Annotated in this window: 18 protein-coding genes; 9 read left to right on the top strand and 9 right to left on the bottom strand. The window is 58.8% G+C overall.

What is annotated here, in order from left to right; translation table 11 throughout:
* The first annotated feature begins 19 nt into the window (after positions 1-19).
* Positions 20-853 carry a TPM domain-containing protein gene (locus ACR0B5_RS07360; RefSeq protein ID WP_480539569.1) on the top strand — a complete coding sequence of 278 codons (834 nt, stop codon included), beginning with the start codon at positions 20-22 and terminating at the stop codon, positions 851-853.
* Between the two features lie 30 nt (positions 854-883).
* Here the strand turns inward: ACR0B5_RS07360 and ACR0B5_RS07355 are convergent, their stop codons facing one another.
* Positions 884-1255, bottom strand: a complete 372-nt coding sequence (locus ACR0B5_RS07355) for an OB-fold nucleic acid binding domain-containing protein (protein ID WP_480539567.1) — start codon at positions 1253-1255, stop codon at positions 884-886.
* A gap of 127 nt (positions 1256-1382) precedes the next feature.
* Between ACR0B5_RS07355 and ACR0B5_RS07350 the strand changes: the two genes are divergently transcribed.
* Together ACR0B5_RS07350 and ACR0B5_RS07345 are read left to right on the top strand one after the other, a co-directional pair.
* Complete coding sequence (locus tag ACR0B5_RS07350; RefSeq protein ID WP_170376365.1) at positions 1383-1706, top strand: 2Fe-2S iron-sulfur cluster-binding protein; 324 nt, start codon at positions 1383-1385, stop codon at positions 1704-1706.
* 65 nt (positions 1707-1771) lie between these two features.
* Positions 1772-2473: an FG-GAP repeat domain-containing protein gene (locus tag ACR0B5_RS07345; protein ID WP_480539565.1), complete on the top strand. Its 702-nt coding sequence runs from the start codon at positions 1772-1774 to the stop codon at positions 2471-2473.
* An 80-nt stretch (positions 2474-2553) separates the two neighbouring features.
* On the opposite strand, the gene purD is transcribed toward ACR0B5_RS07345, so the two are convergent.
* Positions 2554-3816 carry a phosphoribosylamine--glycine ligase gene (gene purD, locus ACR0B5_RS07340; protein ID WP_480539563.1) on the bottom strand — a complete coding sequence of 421 codons (1263 nt, stop codon included), beginning with the start codon at positions 3814-3816 and terminating at the stop codon, positions 2554-2556.
* A gap of 76 nt (positions 3817-3892) precedes the next feature.
* Between purD and xseA the strand changes: the two genes are divergently transcribed.
* Positions 3893-5377, top strand: a complete 1485-nt coding sequence (gene xseA, locus ACR0B5_RS07335; protein ID WP_480539561.1) for an exodeoxyribonuclease VII large subunit — start codon at positions 3893-3895, stop codon at positions 5375-5377.
* A 3-nt stretch (positions 5378-5380) separates the two neighbouring features.
* On the opposite strand, the gene ACR0B5_RS07330 is transcribed toward xseA, so the two are convergent.
* A complete protein-coding gene (locus ACR0B5_RS07330) occupies positions 5381-5776 on the bottom strand; it encodes a hypothetical protein (RefSeq protein WP_480539559.1) in 396 nt (131 codons plus the stop codon).
* 129 nt (positions 5777-5905) lie between these two features.
* On the opposite strand from ACR0B5_RS07330, the gene ACR0B5_RS07325 reads away from it, so the two are divergent.
* The 5 genes from ACR0B5_RS07325 to ACR0B5_RS07305 all read left to right on the top strand — a co-directional run bounded on the left by ACR0B5_RS07325 (position 5906) and on the right by ACR0B5_RS07305 (position 10119).
* On the top strand, positions 5906-6544 hold the full coding sequence (locus tag ACR0B5_RS07325; protein WP_480539557.1) for a lysoplasmalogenase: 639 nt from the start codon (positions 5906-5908) through the stop codon (positions 6542-6544).
* A 59-nt stretch (positions 6545-6603) separates the two neighbouring features.
* A complete protein-coding gene (ftsY, locus tag ACR0B5_RS07320) occupies positions 6604-7719 on the top strand; it encodes a signal recognition particle-docking protein FtsY (RefSeq protein ID WP_480539554.1) in 1116 nt (371 codons plus the stop codon).
* An 85-nt stretch (positions 7720-7804) separates the two neighbouring features.
* Complete coding sequence (locus ACR0B5_RS07315) at positions 7805-8707, top strand: EamA family transporter (RefSeq protein WP_480539552.1); 903 nt, start codon at positions 7805-7807, stop codon at positions 8705-8707.
* Positions 8708-8723: 16 nt separating this feature from the next.
* Positions 8724-9329: an inner membrane-spanning protein YciB gene (locus ACR0B5_RS07310; RefSeq protein ID WP_170376332.1), complete on the top strand. Its 606-nt coding sequence runs from the start codon at positions 8724-8726 to the stop codon at positions 9327-9329.
* Positions 9330-9450: 121 nt separating this feature from the next.
* Positions 9451-10119: a Crp/Fnr family transcriptional regulator gene (locus ACR0B5_RS07305; RefSeq protein WP_170376330.1), complete on the top strand. Its 669-nt coding sequence runs from the start codon at positions 9451-9453 to the stop codon at positions 10117-10119.
* Between the two features lie 222 nt (positions 10120-10341).
* Here the strand turns inward: ACR0B5_RS07305 and ACR0B5_RS07300 are convergent, their stop codons facing one another.
* From ACR0B5_RS07300 to rpiA, 6 genes are all read right to left on the bottom strand, one after another.
* A complete protein-coding gene (locus tag ACR0B5_RS07300; RefSeq protein WP_170376863.1) occupies positions 10342-11778 on the bottom strand; it encodes a Do family serine endopeptidase in 1437 nt (478 codons plus the stop codon).
* Positions 11779-11963: 185 nt separating this feature from the next.
* Entirely contained in the window at positions 11964-12158 is a 195-nt protein-coding gene (locus tag ACR0B5_RS07295) for a DUF2065 domain-containing protein (protein ID WP_170551592.1), read from the bottom strand.
* Complete coding sequence (gene hflC, locus ACR0B5_RS07290) at positions 12158-13036, bottom strand: protease modulator HflC (protein WP_170470136.1); 879 nt, start codon at positions 13034-13036, stop codon at positions 12158-12160. Before hflC ends, ACR0B5_RS07295 begins: the two co-directional genes overlap by 1 nt.
* Complete coding sequence (gene hflK / locus ACR0B5_RS07285) at positions 13036-14181, bottom strand: FtsH protease activity modulator HflK (protein WP_170376323.1); 1146 nt, start codon at positions 14179-14181, stop codon at positions 13036-13038. Before hflK ends, hflC begins: the two co-directional genes overlap by 1 nt.
* 72 nt (positions 14182-14253) lie before the next feature.
* A complete protein-coding gene (gene gor, locus ACR0B5_RS07280) occupies positions 14254-15612 on the bottom strand; it encodes a glutathione-disulfide reductase (protein WP_480539853.1) in 1359 nt (452 codons plus the stop codon).
* 124 nt (positions 15613-15736) lie between these two features.
* Positions 15737-16525, bottom strand: a complete 789-nt coding sequence (rpiA, locus tag ACR0B5_RS07275; RefSeq protein ID WP_170457893.1) for a ribose-5-phosphate isomerase RpiA — start codon at positions 16523-16525, stop codon at positions 15737-15739.
* Between the last annotated feature and the right edge of the window lie 4 nt (positions 16526-16529).

Below are 16529 nucleotides of genomic sequence, written 5' to 3'. Positions count from 1 at the left end.
TTGAAATAATTCGATTTAAATGAGACTGATTCTTTTCCTTTTGTTTTTCGCTAGTGCAGCTGCGGCCCAAACCTATCCGGATCCGCAAACTACGACAGTAAACGATTTTGCTGATTTGTTAGCTGCACCTGAAGAGGTGTCTCTGTCCAAACAGCTTGATCGACTGCGCCATGAGACCGGCGTCGAAATGACTGTGGTAACTCTTGCTAGAAAGTCAGATTATTCTCAGAATCAAACCCTTGAGCAGTTTGCCACCGGGCTGTTCAACAACTGGGGAATCGGCAACGCCACACGCAATGATGGTGTTTTGATTTTGGTTTTGCGCGACGACCGCGAGATGCGTATCGAACTAGGGGCGGCCTATGCCCGGACGTGGGATTCTACCGCTCGGCATATCGTAAACAGCGATTTCCTGCCGGCGTTCAAAAACGGTGATTATCCTAGCGGGATCAAGACGGGAACAAAGGCAGTCATCGACGATATCATCATGCCATTTCGAGCCGGCGAAGACAGCCCGGTCAAATCTCAGGATGATGAACTTCCACTGTTTCTTTTTGCGGCGTTTGCAATCTTTGTTGTTGTGATGAAAGGGCGCGATTTTTTGGGCGATGTGCTGGCTCGTTTCCGCAAATGCCCAAACTGTGGTCAACGCAGCATTCGTCAGAGCCGTCGTGTCATATTGCGGCCGACCACCTCAATGCCTGGCTCGGGTGTGCGCCGGGTCGAATGTTCTTACTGTGGGTATAATGAAGAGTTTTCCTATTACATCGCACAGGTTTCCAATAACAGCGGCAGCAGTGGTGGTTTTGGCGGAGGGCGTTCAGGCGGAGGTGGCGCTTCGGGGCGGTGGTAATCGGCAGATAGGCTGTCGCCTTTGTAGACATCACCCCTCTCCCCGCACCAGAACATCCAGCATTCCCGAGATATCCTCGATCTCTTCCGCAATTACATGGATCACGGCGTCGGCCTTCTGCATTCGGCCCGTGACCCTCAGCAAACGCCCCGAGATCACCGCGCGGCGGAATTGTTCGTAGATCTTGCGCCAGACCACGATGTTCACGATCCCCGTCTCATCCTCAAGCGTCAGAAAGATCACCCCTTTGGCGGTTCCGGGCCGCTGTCGCAGGATTACCAGACCCGCCACCGCCACCCGCGCGCCTTCGGGTGGCTGATCCAGCCGGTTGGCGGGCAAACAGGCAGGCGGGCAGGGCCAGGTTCGGTTTGAAACATCAGGACAAGTCGCGGCAACAAGCATGAGAACAAAAATAGAACAATTGCGCAGAAAGTCCAGACGCGGCGCACAGAGTCGCAAATGAGGCTAGAAAGACCTAAATGCCTTGATTAAGGAAGAATTCGAACATCGCAAAAGGAAGACGCAAGCCATGGCAAAGATCACCTATGTCGAGCATAGCGGTACTGAACATACAGTCGACGTCGCCAATGGGCTGACCGTTATGGAAGGGGCCCGAGACAACAACATTCCCGGCATCGAGGCCGATTGCGGCGGCGCTTGCGCCTGCTCGACCTGCCACGTCTACATCCACCCCGACTGGGTTGAGAAAATCCCCGCCAAGGACGACATGGAAGAGGACATGCTGGACTTTGCATATGAGCCCGATCCCGCCCGCTCGCGCCTGACCTGCCAAATCAAGGTCACGGACGCATTGGACGGTCTGGTCGTGCAAATGCCGGAAAAACAGATCTGATGCATTCCAAAGCACCGCGTCCCCCCGTCCGCCCTTGGCACCGTCGGGCACGCGGCGCGACACTGATGCTGTGCCTATTGCTGGCGGGCGTGGCGTCTGCTGCGACATCAGGGGAAATCATCGAAGCCCGATTTACCGAACCCACAACACGCTATGCCCATGGCGTATTGGGGGACAACGTGGAATACGGCGCATTGAAACTCTGGGTCGAAACGCGCGGTTCAGACAATGTGCAAACATTGCGGACGATACGCCTGCCCCAAGATCGGGTTTTCGAAGACCTTTCTCCCCGACTGGTTGATATGGACTCGGACGGAGCGCCCGAAGTAATCGTAGTCGAATCCCAAGCTCAAATTGGCGCACAACTTGCAATCTACGACGCAAGCGGCACAAAGATCGCTGCCACCCCGCATATCGGAACCCGCTTCCGCTGGCTTGCCCCGATCGGAGCCGCCGATCTGGATGGCGATGGCTATACCGAGATCGCTTATATCGACCGCCCTCACCTCGCCAAAACCCTTCGCATCTGGCGCTACAAAGAGGGCGCGTTGGCCGAGATCGCTTCACTGCCGGGCCTAACCAATCACCGTATCGGCGAAGACTATATCTCTGGTGGCCTGCGTGACTGCGGCGAGACGCCAGAACTGATCACAGCCAGCGCCGACTGGTCACGCATCATCAGCGTCACCTACAACAGTGGATGGACCACGTCAGACCTCGGCCCCTTCACAGGCCGCCAAAGTCTGGACCAAGCCTTGAAATGCTGATCCGAGCTTCATCTGGCTAAAAATATCCTGGGGGTGAGGCCGCAGGCCGAGGGGGCAAAGCCCCCTGACCCACATCAAAGTCAAAGCGCCCGCCACCCAATATCGCGGCGATAAAAGCCCTCGGGCCAATCCACCCCGTCAACCATTTCATAGGCCCGATCCCGCGCCTCTTGCAACGTTGCGCCTCGGGCGGTGACATTCAGAACACGTCCGCCAACCGCTTGAATCTGGCCCTCTACGGCCTTTGTTCCCGCGTGGAACACCATGTTACTGCTGTCTTCAGGAAGGTTGTCCAAGCCCTTGATAACCGAGCCTTTCTCATAAGCACCCGGATACCCGTTGGCAGCCATGACAATGGTCATCGCATGATCATCGGCCCAGTTCACGCGCGTCTCATCCAAGCGCCCTTCGGCTGCGGCATGCATCAGATCCATCGCCTGCGCCCCAAGACGCATCATCAAAACCTGACATTCGGGATCACCAAACCGGACGTTGTATTCCACCAAACGCGGCCGCCCGTCCTTGATCATCAGACCAGCGTAGAGAACCCCTTGGAACGGCGCGCCCCGGCGCTTCATCTCGGCCATGGTTGGGCGGATGATTTCATCCATCGCGCGCGCCTCAATCTCGGCGCTCAGAACCGGAGCCGGGGAATAGGCCCCCATCCCACCGGTGTTCAGACCTGTATCCCCCTCGCCCACGCGCTTGTGGTCCTGCGCGGTGCCGATGGACAGGATGTTCTCTCCATCGCAGAGAACGAACAGCGAGGCCTCTTCGCCATCCATAAACTCTTCGATGACAACCTCGGCACCCGCCCCACCGAAGGCCCCGCCAAACATGTCGTCAATTGCGTCCAGAGCGGTCTGCTCGTCCATAGCCACAATGACGCCTTTGCCCGCCGCAAGACCATCAGCCTTGACCACGATCGGGGCGCCCTGCTCTTGGATGTAGGCCTTGGCGGGCGCGGCTTCGGTGAACCGTGCATAGGCGGCGGTAGGCGCACCGGATTCATCGCAAACCTCTTTGGTGAAGCTCTTCGAGGCTTCCAACCGAGCCGCTTCGGCAGAGGGGCCAAGCACCAGCACACCGGCTTCACGTAGCCGGTCGGCCACGCCAGCGGCCAGAGGGGCCTCGGGGCCGACGATCACGAAGTCTATCGCGTTGGCCTCGGCGAAATTGACCACCGCACCGCCATTCTCGATATCCAGCGAAGCGCATTCGGCGATCTGAGCGATCCCGGCATTGCCTGGCGCAACGATCAGACGGTCGCATTTGGGGTTCTGCATCACCGCCCAAGCGAGGCTGTGTTCACGCCCACCGCTGCCGAGAATAAGAATGTTCATTGGGTCATCTCCGATCTGCTTGGCCTCGCCTGCGCGGCGTTCTAAGCTGGCACGGCATTTGACACAAGGCGCTGAAATGTCCGACCTGCTTGACGACCCAATTCCCGGCCAAAACACCCCTGAATACTCGGTTTCCGAGATTTCTGGCGAGGTGAAGCGCACGCTCGAGGGCTCGTTCGGGCGAATCCGTGTACGCGGCGAGGTCGGTCGCGTGTTCAAGGCGCGCTCGGGTCACCTGTATTATGACATAAAGGACGACCGGAACGTTCTGGCCTGTACCACCTGGAAAGGTCAGATTTCCGGCCTGTCCGTTGTTCCCGAAGAAGGGTTGGAGGTCGTCGTCACCGGTCGCCTCACAGCATTCGGCGCGCAATCCAAATACAACATGAATGTTGATGAGGTCGCGGTCGCTGGCCAAGGCGCGCTGATGGCACTGCTGGAAAAGCGCAAGAAACAGCTAGCGGCCGAAGGACTATTCGCGCCCGAACGCAAGAAGCCGCTGCCCTACCTGCCCCAGATCATCGGCGTCGTCACCTCACCATCCGGGGCGGTGATCCGCGATATCCTGCATCGCCTGCGCGACCGGTTTCCCCGAAAGGTCCTGATCTGGCCTGTCGCCGTGCAGGGTGCAAATTGTGCGCCCGAGGTGACCCGCGCCATCGAAGGCTTCAACGCGCTGACGCCAGGTGGCGCGCTGCCCCGCCCCGATCTAATCATCGTCGCGCGCGGTGGCGGCTCAATAGAAGACCTATGGGGGTTTAACGAAGAAAACGTGGCCCGCGCGGCTGCGGCATCAGAAATCCCGCTGATCTCAGCCGTGGGGCACGAGACGGACACGACGCTGATCGACTTTGTCTCCGATCGCCGCGCGCCTACGCCAACAGCCGCAGCCGAATTGGCCGTCCCCGTGCGGATGGAGTTGATGGCCTGGACCAACGAACAAGGCGCGCGCCTTTCGCGGGCCGCCAGCGATGCGGTTCAGCGCCGTGCGCAACGCCTGCATGACGTCTCGCGCGCGTTGCCACGCCCGGATAGCTTGTTGAACTCTCCACGGCAACGTCTTGATCTGATTGCAGAACGCCTAACACCCGCCTTGAATCGCGGGGTGCAAAACCGCCGCCTACAACTGGTTGAGATGTCGGCTCATCTGCGTCCCTCGACTTTGCGAGGCGTCGTCTCCTCCCGTCAGGAACATCTGCGCAACCTGTCTTCGCGCCTCTCCCTCCGCCCGATCCAGCGCGAGATAGAACAACAACGTCAGGCTACCGCCCGACTGGCTGAGCGGCTGAACGCGGCCCAAACCGTCCGACTGGAGCGTCTGCGCCAACAACTGACAGCAACCGACCGCCTACGCGAAACGCTCAGCTACAAGGCAACGCTGGCGCGGGGCTATGCGGTTGTGCGCGCCGAGGGTGACGTCGTGACCACCAAGGCTCAGGCTGGCAAACACGCGGTGCTTGAGATCGAATTCTCGGACGGTCGCCTGACGACGGGCTCCGCTGGCCGCCCTGCCGCGAAAAAACCCAAACCCGACGCGCCGGATCAGGGATCGCTGTTCTAGAGGTTAAACCCCAACTTCAGGCCCCAGACACACCATCTCTTCCCCGAGGTCTTCCGCCTCATAGAGTTCAGTCGCCTGTGGGTCGCCTTCGAACTGCGCGATCAGACCACCGCCCGACTTGGTGAATACCCAGCATTGCGGGTCCAGCCGGTCCTCGTAGACGAAACAGATTTGATCCTCGCGCTGATACCAGACGCCTTCTTTGCACTGTCCGTCCAAAAACGACCAGATCACGCGGCGGTTGGGCAAGTATCGCTCAACCCCATAAACCTTCCCTTCAAAACCATAAAACAGGGTTTTGCCCCGCGTGTACTCATCGAACTCGGCCCCGGACAGCGCCGTTTGCGCGCCCGCCGTCTGCGCCGACAGCGCCAATAGAATCACGAGATGCCTCAACATGAGGCCATAGTGTCAGATGCGGGCGGGCATGGCCAATCACCACGCCGGTATTCGCCTGCCGCCACGTCATTATTGTGCCGCGTGCCACCGCAAAGAACAGTGGTCCCGAATTCGACAGAGGGGACCGAAGTGACACACCTGCTATTCTGGCTCGCCGCCGCTTGCGCCTTGGCCTATTTGCCGATGTCCCCGCGCCCGGCAAGCGCGCGCCGTACCGTTCTGAAAACCGCGTCGGTGGCTGTGCTGGCCCTCGTCGCCCTCTTCAGCGGTGGCGCGACCTTGCTGGTTGTCGCATTGGGCCTCTGCGCGGTTGGGGATGCTCTGCTGTCGCGAGAGTCCGACACCACCTTCATGGCAGGGATCGGCGCGTTTGCCGCTGGCCATATCGCTTATATCGCGCTTTTCCTGACGCACCCCAGCAGCAACTTTGACCTCATTCTGGAACGGCCGGGATATTTCTGGTCGCTCCTCATTCTCGGGATCGTTGCCGCCACTTTGCTCACCCCACGCGCCGGAGAGCTGAAACTCCCGGTTCTGATTTACATCCCGATCATCCTTGGCATGGGCGTTGCAGTTTTATCTTTGCCCGAGACCGGAATGCTGCGTTGGGCCTTACCTGCGGCACTGGCATTCATAGCCTCAGACCTCGTGCTGGCAACCGAGAAGTTTCTGCTGCCCCAAGACCACCCGGCGCTGAAGCTGACGCCCTATCTGGTCTGGCCGCTTTATTGGGGCGCGCAGGCTGGACTACTGATTGCTTTCACCTGACCCTTTGCAACTCCGGCAAATCCACATTAGGTGGAGGGGAACACCTGCGGAGACCGAAAATGGCGTTTTTTTCAAAGCTGAAGGACAAGCTGTTCAAATCCTCGTCTCGTCTTGAGGAAGGGCTGGACGCCATTGTCGAAGACGGAGGTGAAGAAACCACCGCACCAGAGCCGGTGGCGCAGACGCCTGAACCTGCTGCGCAACCGCAACCGCAACCGCAACCGCAACCGCAACCGCAGGAAGCTCCACCGCAACCCGACACGGCGCAAGAAGATCAGCCCGTACCCAGCGGATTGCTGGGTCGCCTGTTAAGCCGTACGGAAACCAAGGCCGAAATCCGCCGGACGCTGGATGACGATATGTTGGAACAGCTCGAAGAGCTGCTGATCGCCTCGGACATGGGCGTCGATACGGCCCTACGCGTTACCTCGAATATGGCTGAGGGGCGTTTTGGCCGCAAACTCTCGTCCCGTGAAATCAAGCAACTGCTCGCGCAGGAAGTGGCCCGCGTGATGGAGCCGGTGGCCCGCCCCCTGCCGATCTACCCCAAACGCCCGCAAGTGGTTCTGGTGGTTGGCGTCAACGGCTCGGGCAAGACGACGACCATCGGCAAACTGGCCAGCCAGTTCAAATCCGCGGGCAAGAAGGTCGTGATCGCCGCCGGAGACACCTTTCGCGCCGCCGCCGTAGAACAACTGCAGGTCTGGGGTGACCGCGCTGGCGTCCCGGTTCTGACCGCGCCCGAAGGTTCGGACCCCGCTAGCCTTGCCTTTGACGCCCTGACCAAAGCGCAACAGGACGGCGCCGACCTTCTGATGATCGACACTGCAGGCCGCCTGCAAAATCGTGCCGACCTGATGGAGGAACTGGCCAAGATCGTCCGCGTGATCCGCAAGGTCGATGAGACCGCGCCGCACAATACCTTGCTTGTCCTAGATGCGACCACAGGCCAGAACGCGCTTAGCCAAGTGGAAACCTTCCGCAAACTCGCCGATGTGTCGGGCCTTGTGATGACCAAACTGGACGGCACAGCAAAAGGCGGTGTGCTGGTCGCGCTGGCCGACAAGTTCGGCTTGCCCATCCACGCCATCGGCGTCGGAGAGCAAATAGATGACCTCGCCCCGTTCGACCCCGAAGAATTCGCGGCCGCGCTAACAGGTCTCGACCAAAACTGATCCGCCTCTTCATCTGGCTGAAAATATCCTGGGGGTCTGGGGGCAGACGGCCCCCAGCCTCGTCACACTGGACAAGTTCTGACAATTGAGCGACTGGCTGATCTCACTCGAAGGCACCGAAGCGGGCCACACCCTCGCCCTAGGCCTCGCCTTGATGGCAGCTTTTCTGCACGCGGTCTTCGGAGCACTGCAAAAGGGCCGCCACGATCCGTGGCTGTCTCGTGGGGCCATCGACGCCTGCTATTGCCTAATGGCGATCCCCTTTGCCCTATTCGTCGTGCCATGGCCCGAACCCTATATGTGGCCGATCTTCGGCATCGTCTGGCTGATCCACATCACCTACAAGATCCTTCAGGCCTTGGCCTATACCAAAGGCTCCTACACGGTGGTCTACCCGGTCGTTCGCGGCACCGGCCCGCTGTTCACCGTAATCGGAGCCTACCTTCTGTTCGGAGAAACCTTCACAGGCACGCAATGGTTCGGTGTGACCGTCCTTCTGGCCGGCATCTTCGGTCTGGCCGCGTATAATTTCCGGTTTCTGGAAACCAATCGTGAGACTCTAGGCATCGCTCTCACCCTGGCGATTGCCACCGGTCTCTTCGTAGCGCTCTACACGACCTATGACGCCTATGGCATCCGCGCCACCGCTGATCCGTTCACCTTTCTGGCCTGGTTCTTCATGATCGACGGCTTCGCGATGCCGATCTACGCGTTCCTCAGATGGCGCGCCATGATCAACCGCCCTTCCCCAGGTCCGCTGATGCTGCGGGGGCTTGCAGGCGGCTTGATCGCGCCACTGTCATTCGGAGCCATCATGCTGGCCACCCGATTGGACAAAGTCGGAGAAGCGGCTGTACTGCGCGAAACATCAACTGTATTTGCAGCCTTGATCGGCTGGCTGGTTTTGAAAGAAACCGTTGGCCCAAGACGCATCGCCCTGATGGCACTGATTGCATTGGGCGCTGTAATCGTTGAAATGGGCGGATGAACAGCAGGACACCACGATGACAGGCAAAAAAGAGATCAATCCGTTTCTGAAACAGGTGCTGGAGCTGGGCCCCCCGCTGGCCTTCTTCTTCATCTACCTGCGACTGCGTGATGACAGTTTTCTGATCGGCGGTATCGAGTATTCAGGCTTCATCATCGCTACTATCCTCTTTGTCCCGCTGATGCTGGCGGCAATGGGCATCTTGTGGTTTCTGACAGGCAAGCTCAGCCGGATGCAGATTTTCACCGCTTTCATGGTGATCTTCTTTGGTGGCCTGACCGCCTGGTTCAATGATGAGCGGTTCTTCAAGATGAAAACCACGCTGGTCTACGGGTTCTTCTCAGTCATTCTGGGGATCGGGTTGCTGCAGGGAAAGTCCTACCTGGCCTACGTTCTGGATGAAATGCTACCCATGAAACACGAAGGTTGGATGATCCTGACCCGTCGCCTCTGTGCCTGCTTTGCGGTTCTGGCCATCGCCAATGAGATCGTCTGGCGCACCATGTCCACCGATCTTTGGGTCAAGATCGAAACCTTCGCCTTTCCCATCGCGTTGATGGCCTTCCTGATGTACCAGTTCCACCGCTTGCAAAGCTATCTGGAAGACCCCGATCGCCAGTAGTCGACCCAAAGCCCCTTTGGTATCAGTTTGACACTCATCCAAGGAAACCACTTGGCTTGTTGACCTTGCTGTGAATAATTGAGTAACCACTCACCATCCTACTCCGGAGATTAGTACCCGAATGGCGGTATTCCCAAATAGCGGCTTCCTGTCCGATGCATCCGAAGGCCTGCGCGAGATGCTCTCGGCGCTGGCGACGGAAATCTCTTTGGATAAAAACGAAACCCTGTTCGATCAGGACGATGAAGGCGATGCGCTTTATGCCATCGTCGAAGGGACGCTCGAAGTGTCCTTCCTGGCCATGAGCGGCCGGAAGCTGGCGCTGACGCTCATGCGCCCGGGCGAGGTCTTCGGTGAGATCGCTCTGTTCGACAGCGGCCCTCGCACTGCCACTGTTGCGGCTGCTGAACCTTCTCGGGTTCTGCGCGTGCGTCGCAGGGACGTGATGGAGCAAATCCGCCAACACCCCGATCTTGCTGTTGATATGGTCCGTCTTGCCGGATTGCGCATGCGATCGATGAGCTCGCAGTTGAACGAGCAGGTCTTTCTGCCGATGCCGATTCGACTGGCGCGCAAACTGCTGCACCTATCGTCTCTGCAGGACGATCCCACGGAACGCATTACCCTGTCGCAAAGTGAATTGGCCGAATTCGTTGGGGCCACGCGTGAGGCCGTCTCGAAAACCATTTCGATATGGAAACGCGACAATGTGGTCGAAGCTTCGCGGGGCGGATTGCTGATCCACGACATCGAAGCTTTGCGCGCTTTGGCTGAATCGGACTTGATCTGACCTTTTGTGATCTTGTTCACAGACGACTCAGAAGTCAGTGCCCTAGGGTAAAACTGTTACCGTAGGAGGTCAGTAATCATCCCCGATATCTGTCCGCTGATCTCTCCCTGTACCTAAGCCATATGCCCAAAAGGCATATGGCTTATTTTCTTTCGGCCGGACCAAAAAGACATGAAAAGGCCGGGGAAATCCCAGGCCCTTTTCGGTAGCTATGTGATGAGCTTAGTTTTCAAGGCTCAGCGCGACAAAGCGCGGGTCGCCGCCACGGCGCACCAACAACAGCAGTGATTTGCGCCCGGCTTCAGTAGCTTCTTCAATACGCGCCTCAAGGTCACTGATGGATTCGACCTTCTGCTGCCCGGCTTCGGTGATCAGATCACCTGCGCGCAGACCTTTCGCAAAGGCCTCCGAGGCTTCGTCAACCTCGGTCACAACCAGACCGTCCGCCTCGGCATCCAGCCCCAGATCTTCACGCAGCGTATCTGTCAGCGGCGAAATAGTCAGGCCGAGAATGTCGGCGTTTTCATCGGTTGGCGCGTCCGGAGTATCTTCCTCACTCGTTTCGGCACGCTCCGCATCCTCACGGCGCCCCAGAGTGACCAGAATAGTCTGAGTGCCACCGTCGCGATGTACCACCACACGAACTGATTTGCCCACGGTCGTCTCACCGACCTGACGCACCAGACCGCGCGTGTCTTCGACCTCGACCCCGTCAAAGCTGAGGATCACGTCCCCTGCTTTCAGACCGGCCTCTTTCGCAGGACCCTCCGGTACATCGCTGATCAGCGCGCCACCGGGTTTATCCAGACCCATCGCCTCAGCCATGTCTTCGGTCACATCCTGAATACGCACGCCCAACCAACCCCGGCGGGTTTCGCCAAACTCACGCAGCTGGTCGACGACCTTGGTCACGACATTGGAGGCCATCGAAAACCCGATACCGATCGAGCCGCCATTGGGAGACAGAATCGCAGTGTTCACGCCAATGACCTGACCATCCATGTTGAACAGAGGACCACCCGAGTTGCCCCGGTTGATCGCCGCATCGGTCTGGATGTAGTCGTCATAGGAGCCGCTGAGCGCACGATTGCGGGCCGAGACGATCCCCGCGGAAACCGAGAATCCCTGCCCAAGCGGGTTGCCCATGGCAATCACCCAGTCACCAACACGCGCCGTGTCGCTGTCGCCGAACTGGACGTATTGCAGCGGCCCCGAAGCCTCGACCTTGAGCAGCGCGATATCGGTTTTCTCATCCGTGCCGATCACCTTTGCAGGCAGTTCCTTCACGGGCTGACCATCGCCGGGGAAGAATTCGATCAGGATCTCATCAGCCTCGGCGATGACGTGGTTGTTGGTGACGATAAAACCGTCTTCTGAGATCACAAACCCCGACCCCAGGGCATTACTACGGCGTGGGCGGTCGCCATTATCGCCGTTGCGATCCTGAAACTCGCGGAAGAAGTCTTCGAACGGAGAGCCCTCGGGCACGATCCCCTGCGGCCCGGTCTGGCCTTCGATCAGGGTCGATGTGGTGATATTGACCACCGCCGGGCTGATTTGTTCCGCCAGCGGCGCAAGGCTTTCCCCACGCGCATAGGCCGCAACCGTTTGCGCTGCTATCAGAACCATCGCTCCGAAGGTCAGCCACATCAGTCGCATGAAACCAACACTATCGTCCCGCCGGACGGAAATACTGCGCGCTTGTGCCTGCACTTGGGAACTCCTTGTCGTCAATTTCTTACAGACCGCCTTTAGGCAGACTATCTTTCCACCCAATGTAGTCGGTTTGATCACGCTCGCAACTGAGGATCGCGGGGAAATCACCGGCAAGTGAGGTCAATGGGTCAAAACCCCAGCTGATAGGCGCCCCAAAGCAGCACAAGACCGCTTACAACACAGAGCAGCCCTGCCAAACGCCGCGCCTGTTCTGGCAGCGTGCGCAGCGCCTCTAACATACGTTCAATAAGCGAAGGGGCCAGCGCATAGGCCAGCCCCTCGACAATCAACACCAGCCCAAAGGCCAGAAGGACCATTCCCATTACTGGGTCGCCTGCCCGGTGGGCGATTTCAGGTAGTTGAAGAACTCCGAATCCGGGCTGAGGACCATTGAGCTGTTCCCGCCCTGCAGTGCACGCTCATAGGCGGACAGCGAGCGGTAGAATTCAAAGAACTCTGGGTCTTGTCCAAACGCTTCAGCGAAGATCGCGTTGCGTTCGGCGTCTGCCTCACCGCGGATGATCTCGGCCTCGCGGTTGGCGTCCGAAACAAGTTCAACCACGGTCCGGTCAGCCTGCGCGCGGACACGCTGCGCGGCTTCGTTACCACGGGCGCGTTCGTCGGTTGCTTCCCGTTCCCGTTCGGCTTTCATCCGATCAAAGGTTGCCTCAAGGTTTGCCTGCGGCAGGTCGGTGGCTTTCAGGCGCACGTCAATGACATTAACGCCCAGCGCCCGCGCTTCGGCAATTGCGCTGTTGCGGATCCGCAGCATCAAAGCCGCTCGGTCAGAGCTGAGGATATCACGCGAGGAGACCGAACCCAGAACTTCCCGGGTTTCCGCACGTAGGATGCGGTCCAGACGGTCCTCGGCAACCGGAATACCACCAACACCAACGGCCTGACGGAACTGCTCCAGATCCGAAATCCGGTAGCGTGCGAAGGCATCAACCACCAGACGACGGTCATCAAGAGGTGTTACCTCAAGCGGCTGCACGTCGATCGACAGGATGCGGTCATCATAGCGCACAACCTCTTGAATCAGAGGGATTTTAAACGCCAATCCGGGCTCTTCCTTGACCGCGACAACGCGACCAAACTGCAGAACCAGAGCGCGTTCACGCTCATCCACGATGAAGATCGAGGACAGAACACCGACAATCGCGAGGAAGACGACGGGTAGGATAAATGTCGTTTTACGCATCAGTTGCTCTCCGCTGCAGGGGTACGACGCAGTTCGTTCAACGGCAGGTACGGCACAACGCCCTGCCCCGAGCCGCCGGTGTTTTCGTCAAGGATGATCTTGTCCACGTCACCCAGAACCTGCTCCATACGCTCCAGGTACAAACGCTTGCGGGTCACATCTGGCGCTTTGGAGTATTCCTCCAGAACCGCGCTGAAGCGGCTGGCCTCACCTTGGGCGCTGTTGATCTGTTGGGCGCGATAGGCTTCGGCCTCTTCCAGAACCTGAGCAGCTTCACCACGCGCTTCCGCTAGAACACGGTTGGCGTAGGCATCAGCGACGTTTTGCAGACGATCCCGTTCCTGCGCAGCGGCCTGAACGTCACGGAACGCGGCAATCACGTCCTGCGGCGGGTCAGCCTTGTCGAAGTTCACACGAACGATGTTCACGCCCGAATCGTAGCTGTCCATTGTCTGCTGAATCAGCTCTTGCAGTCGTTCTGCGATAATGCCGCGATCTCTGTTCAGGATCGGAGCAAGTTCGCTTTGCGCGATAATCTCACGCATCGCCGATTCCGACACCGCTTGGATCGTTTGGCGCGGGTCACGCAGGTTGAAGAGGAACTTGGCGGGGTCGTTGATGTTCCAAACGACCTGATAGTCGATATCGACCACGTTTTCGTCACCGGTCAGCATCAGACCATCATCGCTGCCACGAGCGCCGCCCATGTCTTCGTTCTGTTCCCGTGTAACAGGGATGACTTCGGCAGTTACGAACGGCCAAGGCGCAAAATTCAGACCGGGATTTCCGACAGCCGAGAACTCGCCAAGGAACAGTTCAACCGACTGTTCTTCGGGCTTAACGGTGTAAAAACTGGCCGCAGCCCAGAGGCCGATCGCCACCAATGCACCAATCGCCACGGTGCCCTTGGTAAAGATCGGACCACCACCGCCACCGCCTGAACCATTGCTGCCACGGCCACCGCCGCCGCGACCGCCCATGAGGACGCGCAGCTGCTCTTGCCCTTTTTTCATCAGCTCATCGATTTCGGGGATCTGCGGGCTCTCCCCTTCGGGAGGCTTGCGCCCGTCGCCGTTATTACCCCGATTTCCTCCACCACCAGAGGAGCCTCCGCCCCCCCAGGGGCCACCGCTGTTGCCCGCCATATGTGTCTATTCCCTTGTGTTTGACCGTGTGATCACGGTGTTCCTTGTAACTTGGTTGCGCGCAGTTGCAAATCAAGCCGTGCGTACAGGTTGCCGCATTGTCACCAGTTCTTCGGCCATGACTGGGTGAACTGCAACCGTTCGGTCGAAATCTTCCTTGGTCGCGCCCATTTTGACGGCAATGCCCGCCAGCTGGATCATCTCACCCGCGCCCGGCGCCACGATGTGGCAACCCAGCACCGTGCGCGTCGCCTGAGACACGATCAGCTTCATCAGAACCCGCTGAGTGCCACCGGCAAAGGATTTCTGCATCGGCTTGAACGAGGTCGCATAGACCTCAATCGGTTCCTGCGCTGCGGCCTCTTCCTCGCTGAGGCCCACGGTGCCGAATTCGGGCTGGGTGAAAATCGCGGTCGGGATCAGCTCATGATCCACTGGGGTCGGGTTGCCTTTGAAGACGGTCTCAACAAAAGCCATGCCTTCGCGGATCGCAACCGGGGTCAGGTTCACGCGGTCGGTCACATCGCCAATCGCATAGATTGAGGGCACCCCGGTCTGACTGTATTCATCCACAACGATTTCACCCTTGCGACCCCGTTCGACGCCCACGTCCTCAAGCCCCAGATTGTCCGCGTTCGGAGTGCGCCCGGTGGCATACATGACCACGTCGAAATGATCCTCGGTCCCGTCGGTGGCTTTGACCCGGATCTTGTCGCCCTCTTTCGTCATCTCAAGCACATTGGTGCCCAGACGCACGTCGATACCGTTCTGGCGCATCTCTTCGCAGATCAGGCCACGCGCTTCTTCGTCAAAGCCACGCAGGATCTGCGCACCGCGGTAGAACTGAGTGGTTTTGACGCCCAGCCCGTTCATGATCCCGGCGAATTCACTGGCGATGTAACCGCCGCCGACGATCAGGATGCTTTCGGGCAGCTTCTCAAGGTGGAAGATTTCATTCGAGGTAATCGCCAGATCCGAGCCGGGGAAGTTCGGCACAACCGGACGGCCACCCGTCGCAATCAGGATATGCTTTGCGGTCTTGCGTGTGCCATCGGCCAGTTCAACCGTATGCGGATCAACCACATGGGCACGCTGATCAAAGCTCTCGACACCGTTGTTTTTCAGGATGTTGCGGTAGATACCTTCCAGCCGATCCAGTTCCGTCACCAGCTTGTCGTGGAAGGTGTTCCAGTTGAACGCTCCGGGCTGAATGTCCCAGCCATAGGCTTGCGCGTCACCGACCATCCCCGAGTATTCGCTGGCGAAGACCATCAGTTTCTTTGGAACACAGCCACGGATAACGCAAGTGCCGCCGTACCGATCCTCTTCCGCCAGAGCCACTTTGGCACCGTTTTCGCCCGCCGCTACGCGCGCCGCGCGGACCCCGCCCGAGCCTCCGCCGATTACGAAGAGGTCATAGTCAAAGCTCATGCTGGGTTCCTTCATTCAGCTTGCAAAATTCTTTGGATATCTGGGCGCGAAAACCGCCCTGCCAACCCCCAAAGGCGTAAATTTCCAGTATATTCCAACACGTCCTTAGGATGGCGCCTTCCACTCAGTCCGAAAAATCCGAAAACAGGTTGTCCTTGGCGCCATCAAGGAACTGGTCCAACTCAACGGTTCCGGCATTGATATCGCGCAGCTCAACCCGACCATCGCCATAGCCCACAACAACCTTGTCGCAGATATCTATGAACAGCCCGTTCTCGACGACACCCGGCACCTGGTTCAAAACCAGCGCCATCTGCCGGGCATTGCCGATCCGCTGCAGATGCAGGTCGAGGATATGGTTACCCTCATCGGTCACAAACGGGGCCTCACCATTCATGCGAAGGGCTGAATTGGTGCCAAGCACATCCATCGTATCCAGAACTTCTTCGATCAGCGTTCGAGTGGTCTGCCAGCCAAAGGGGATCACCTCGACCGGCAGCGGGAATGCGCCGAGCGTTTCGACCTCTTTCCCGGCATCGGCGATCACCACCATCTGATCGCTGGCCGTTGCCACGATTTTTTCCTGCAGATGCGCGCCGCCACCGCCTTTGATGAGGTTCAGATCACCGTCGAACTCATCCGCGCCGTCAATCGTCAAGTCCAGCCATCCGGCTTGATCTAGCGACACGACCTCGATCCCGACTTCACGCGCCAATTGCGCGGTTCGGGTCGAGGTGGGTACGCCCTTGATACGCAGGCCTTCTTGCTGGACACGCTCGCCCAGACGGCGAACAAGCCAGGCGGCGGTCGAGCCGGTGCCCAGCCCCACCCGCATTCCGTCTTCGACCATGTCGGCCGCGCGGTACGCCGCAACGTATTTGGCTGTGTCGATTGGCGACAAATCCGCGGTCATTGGC

The sequence above is a fragment of the Ruegeria sp. AG1 genome (assembly GCF_056541705.1).
The sequence above is the reverse complement of the archived record's forward strand: the minus strand, read 5'-3'. Positions and strand labels throughout refer to the sequence as shown.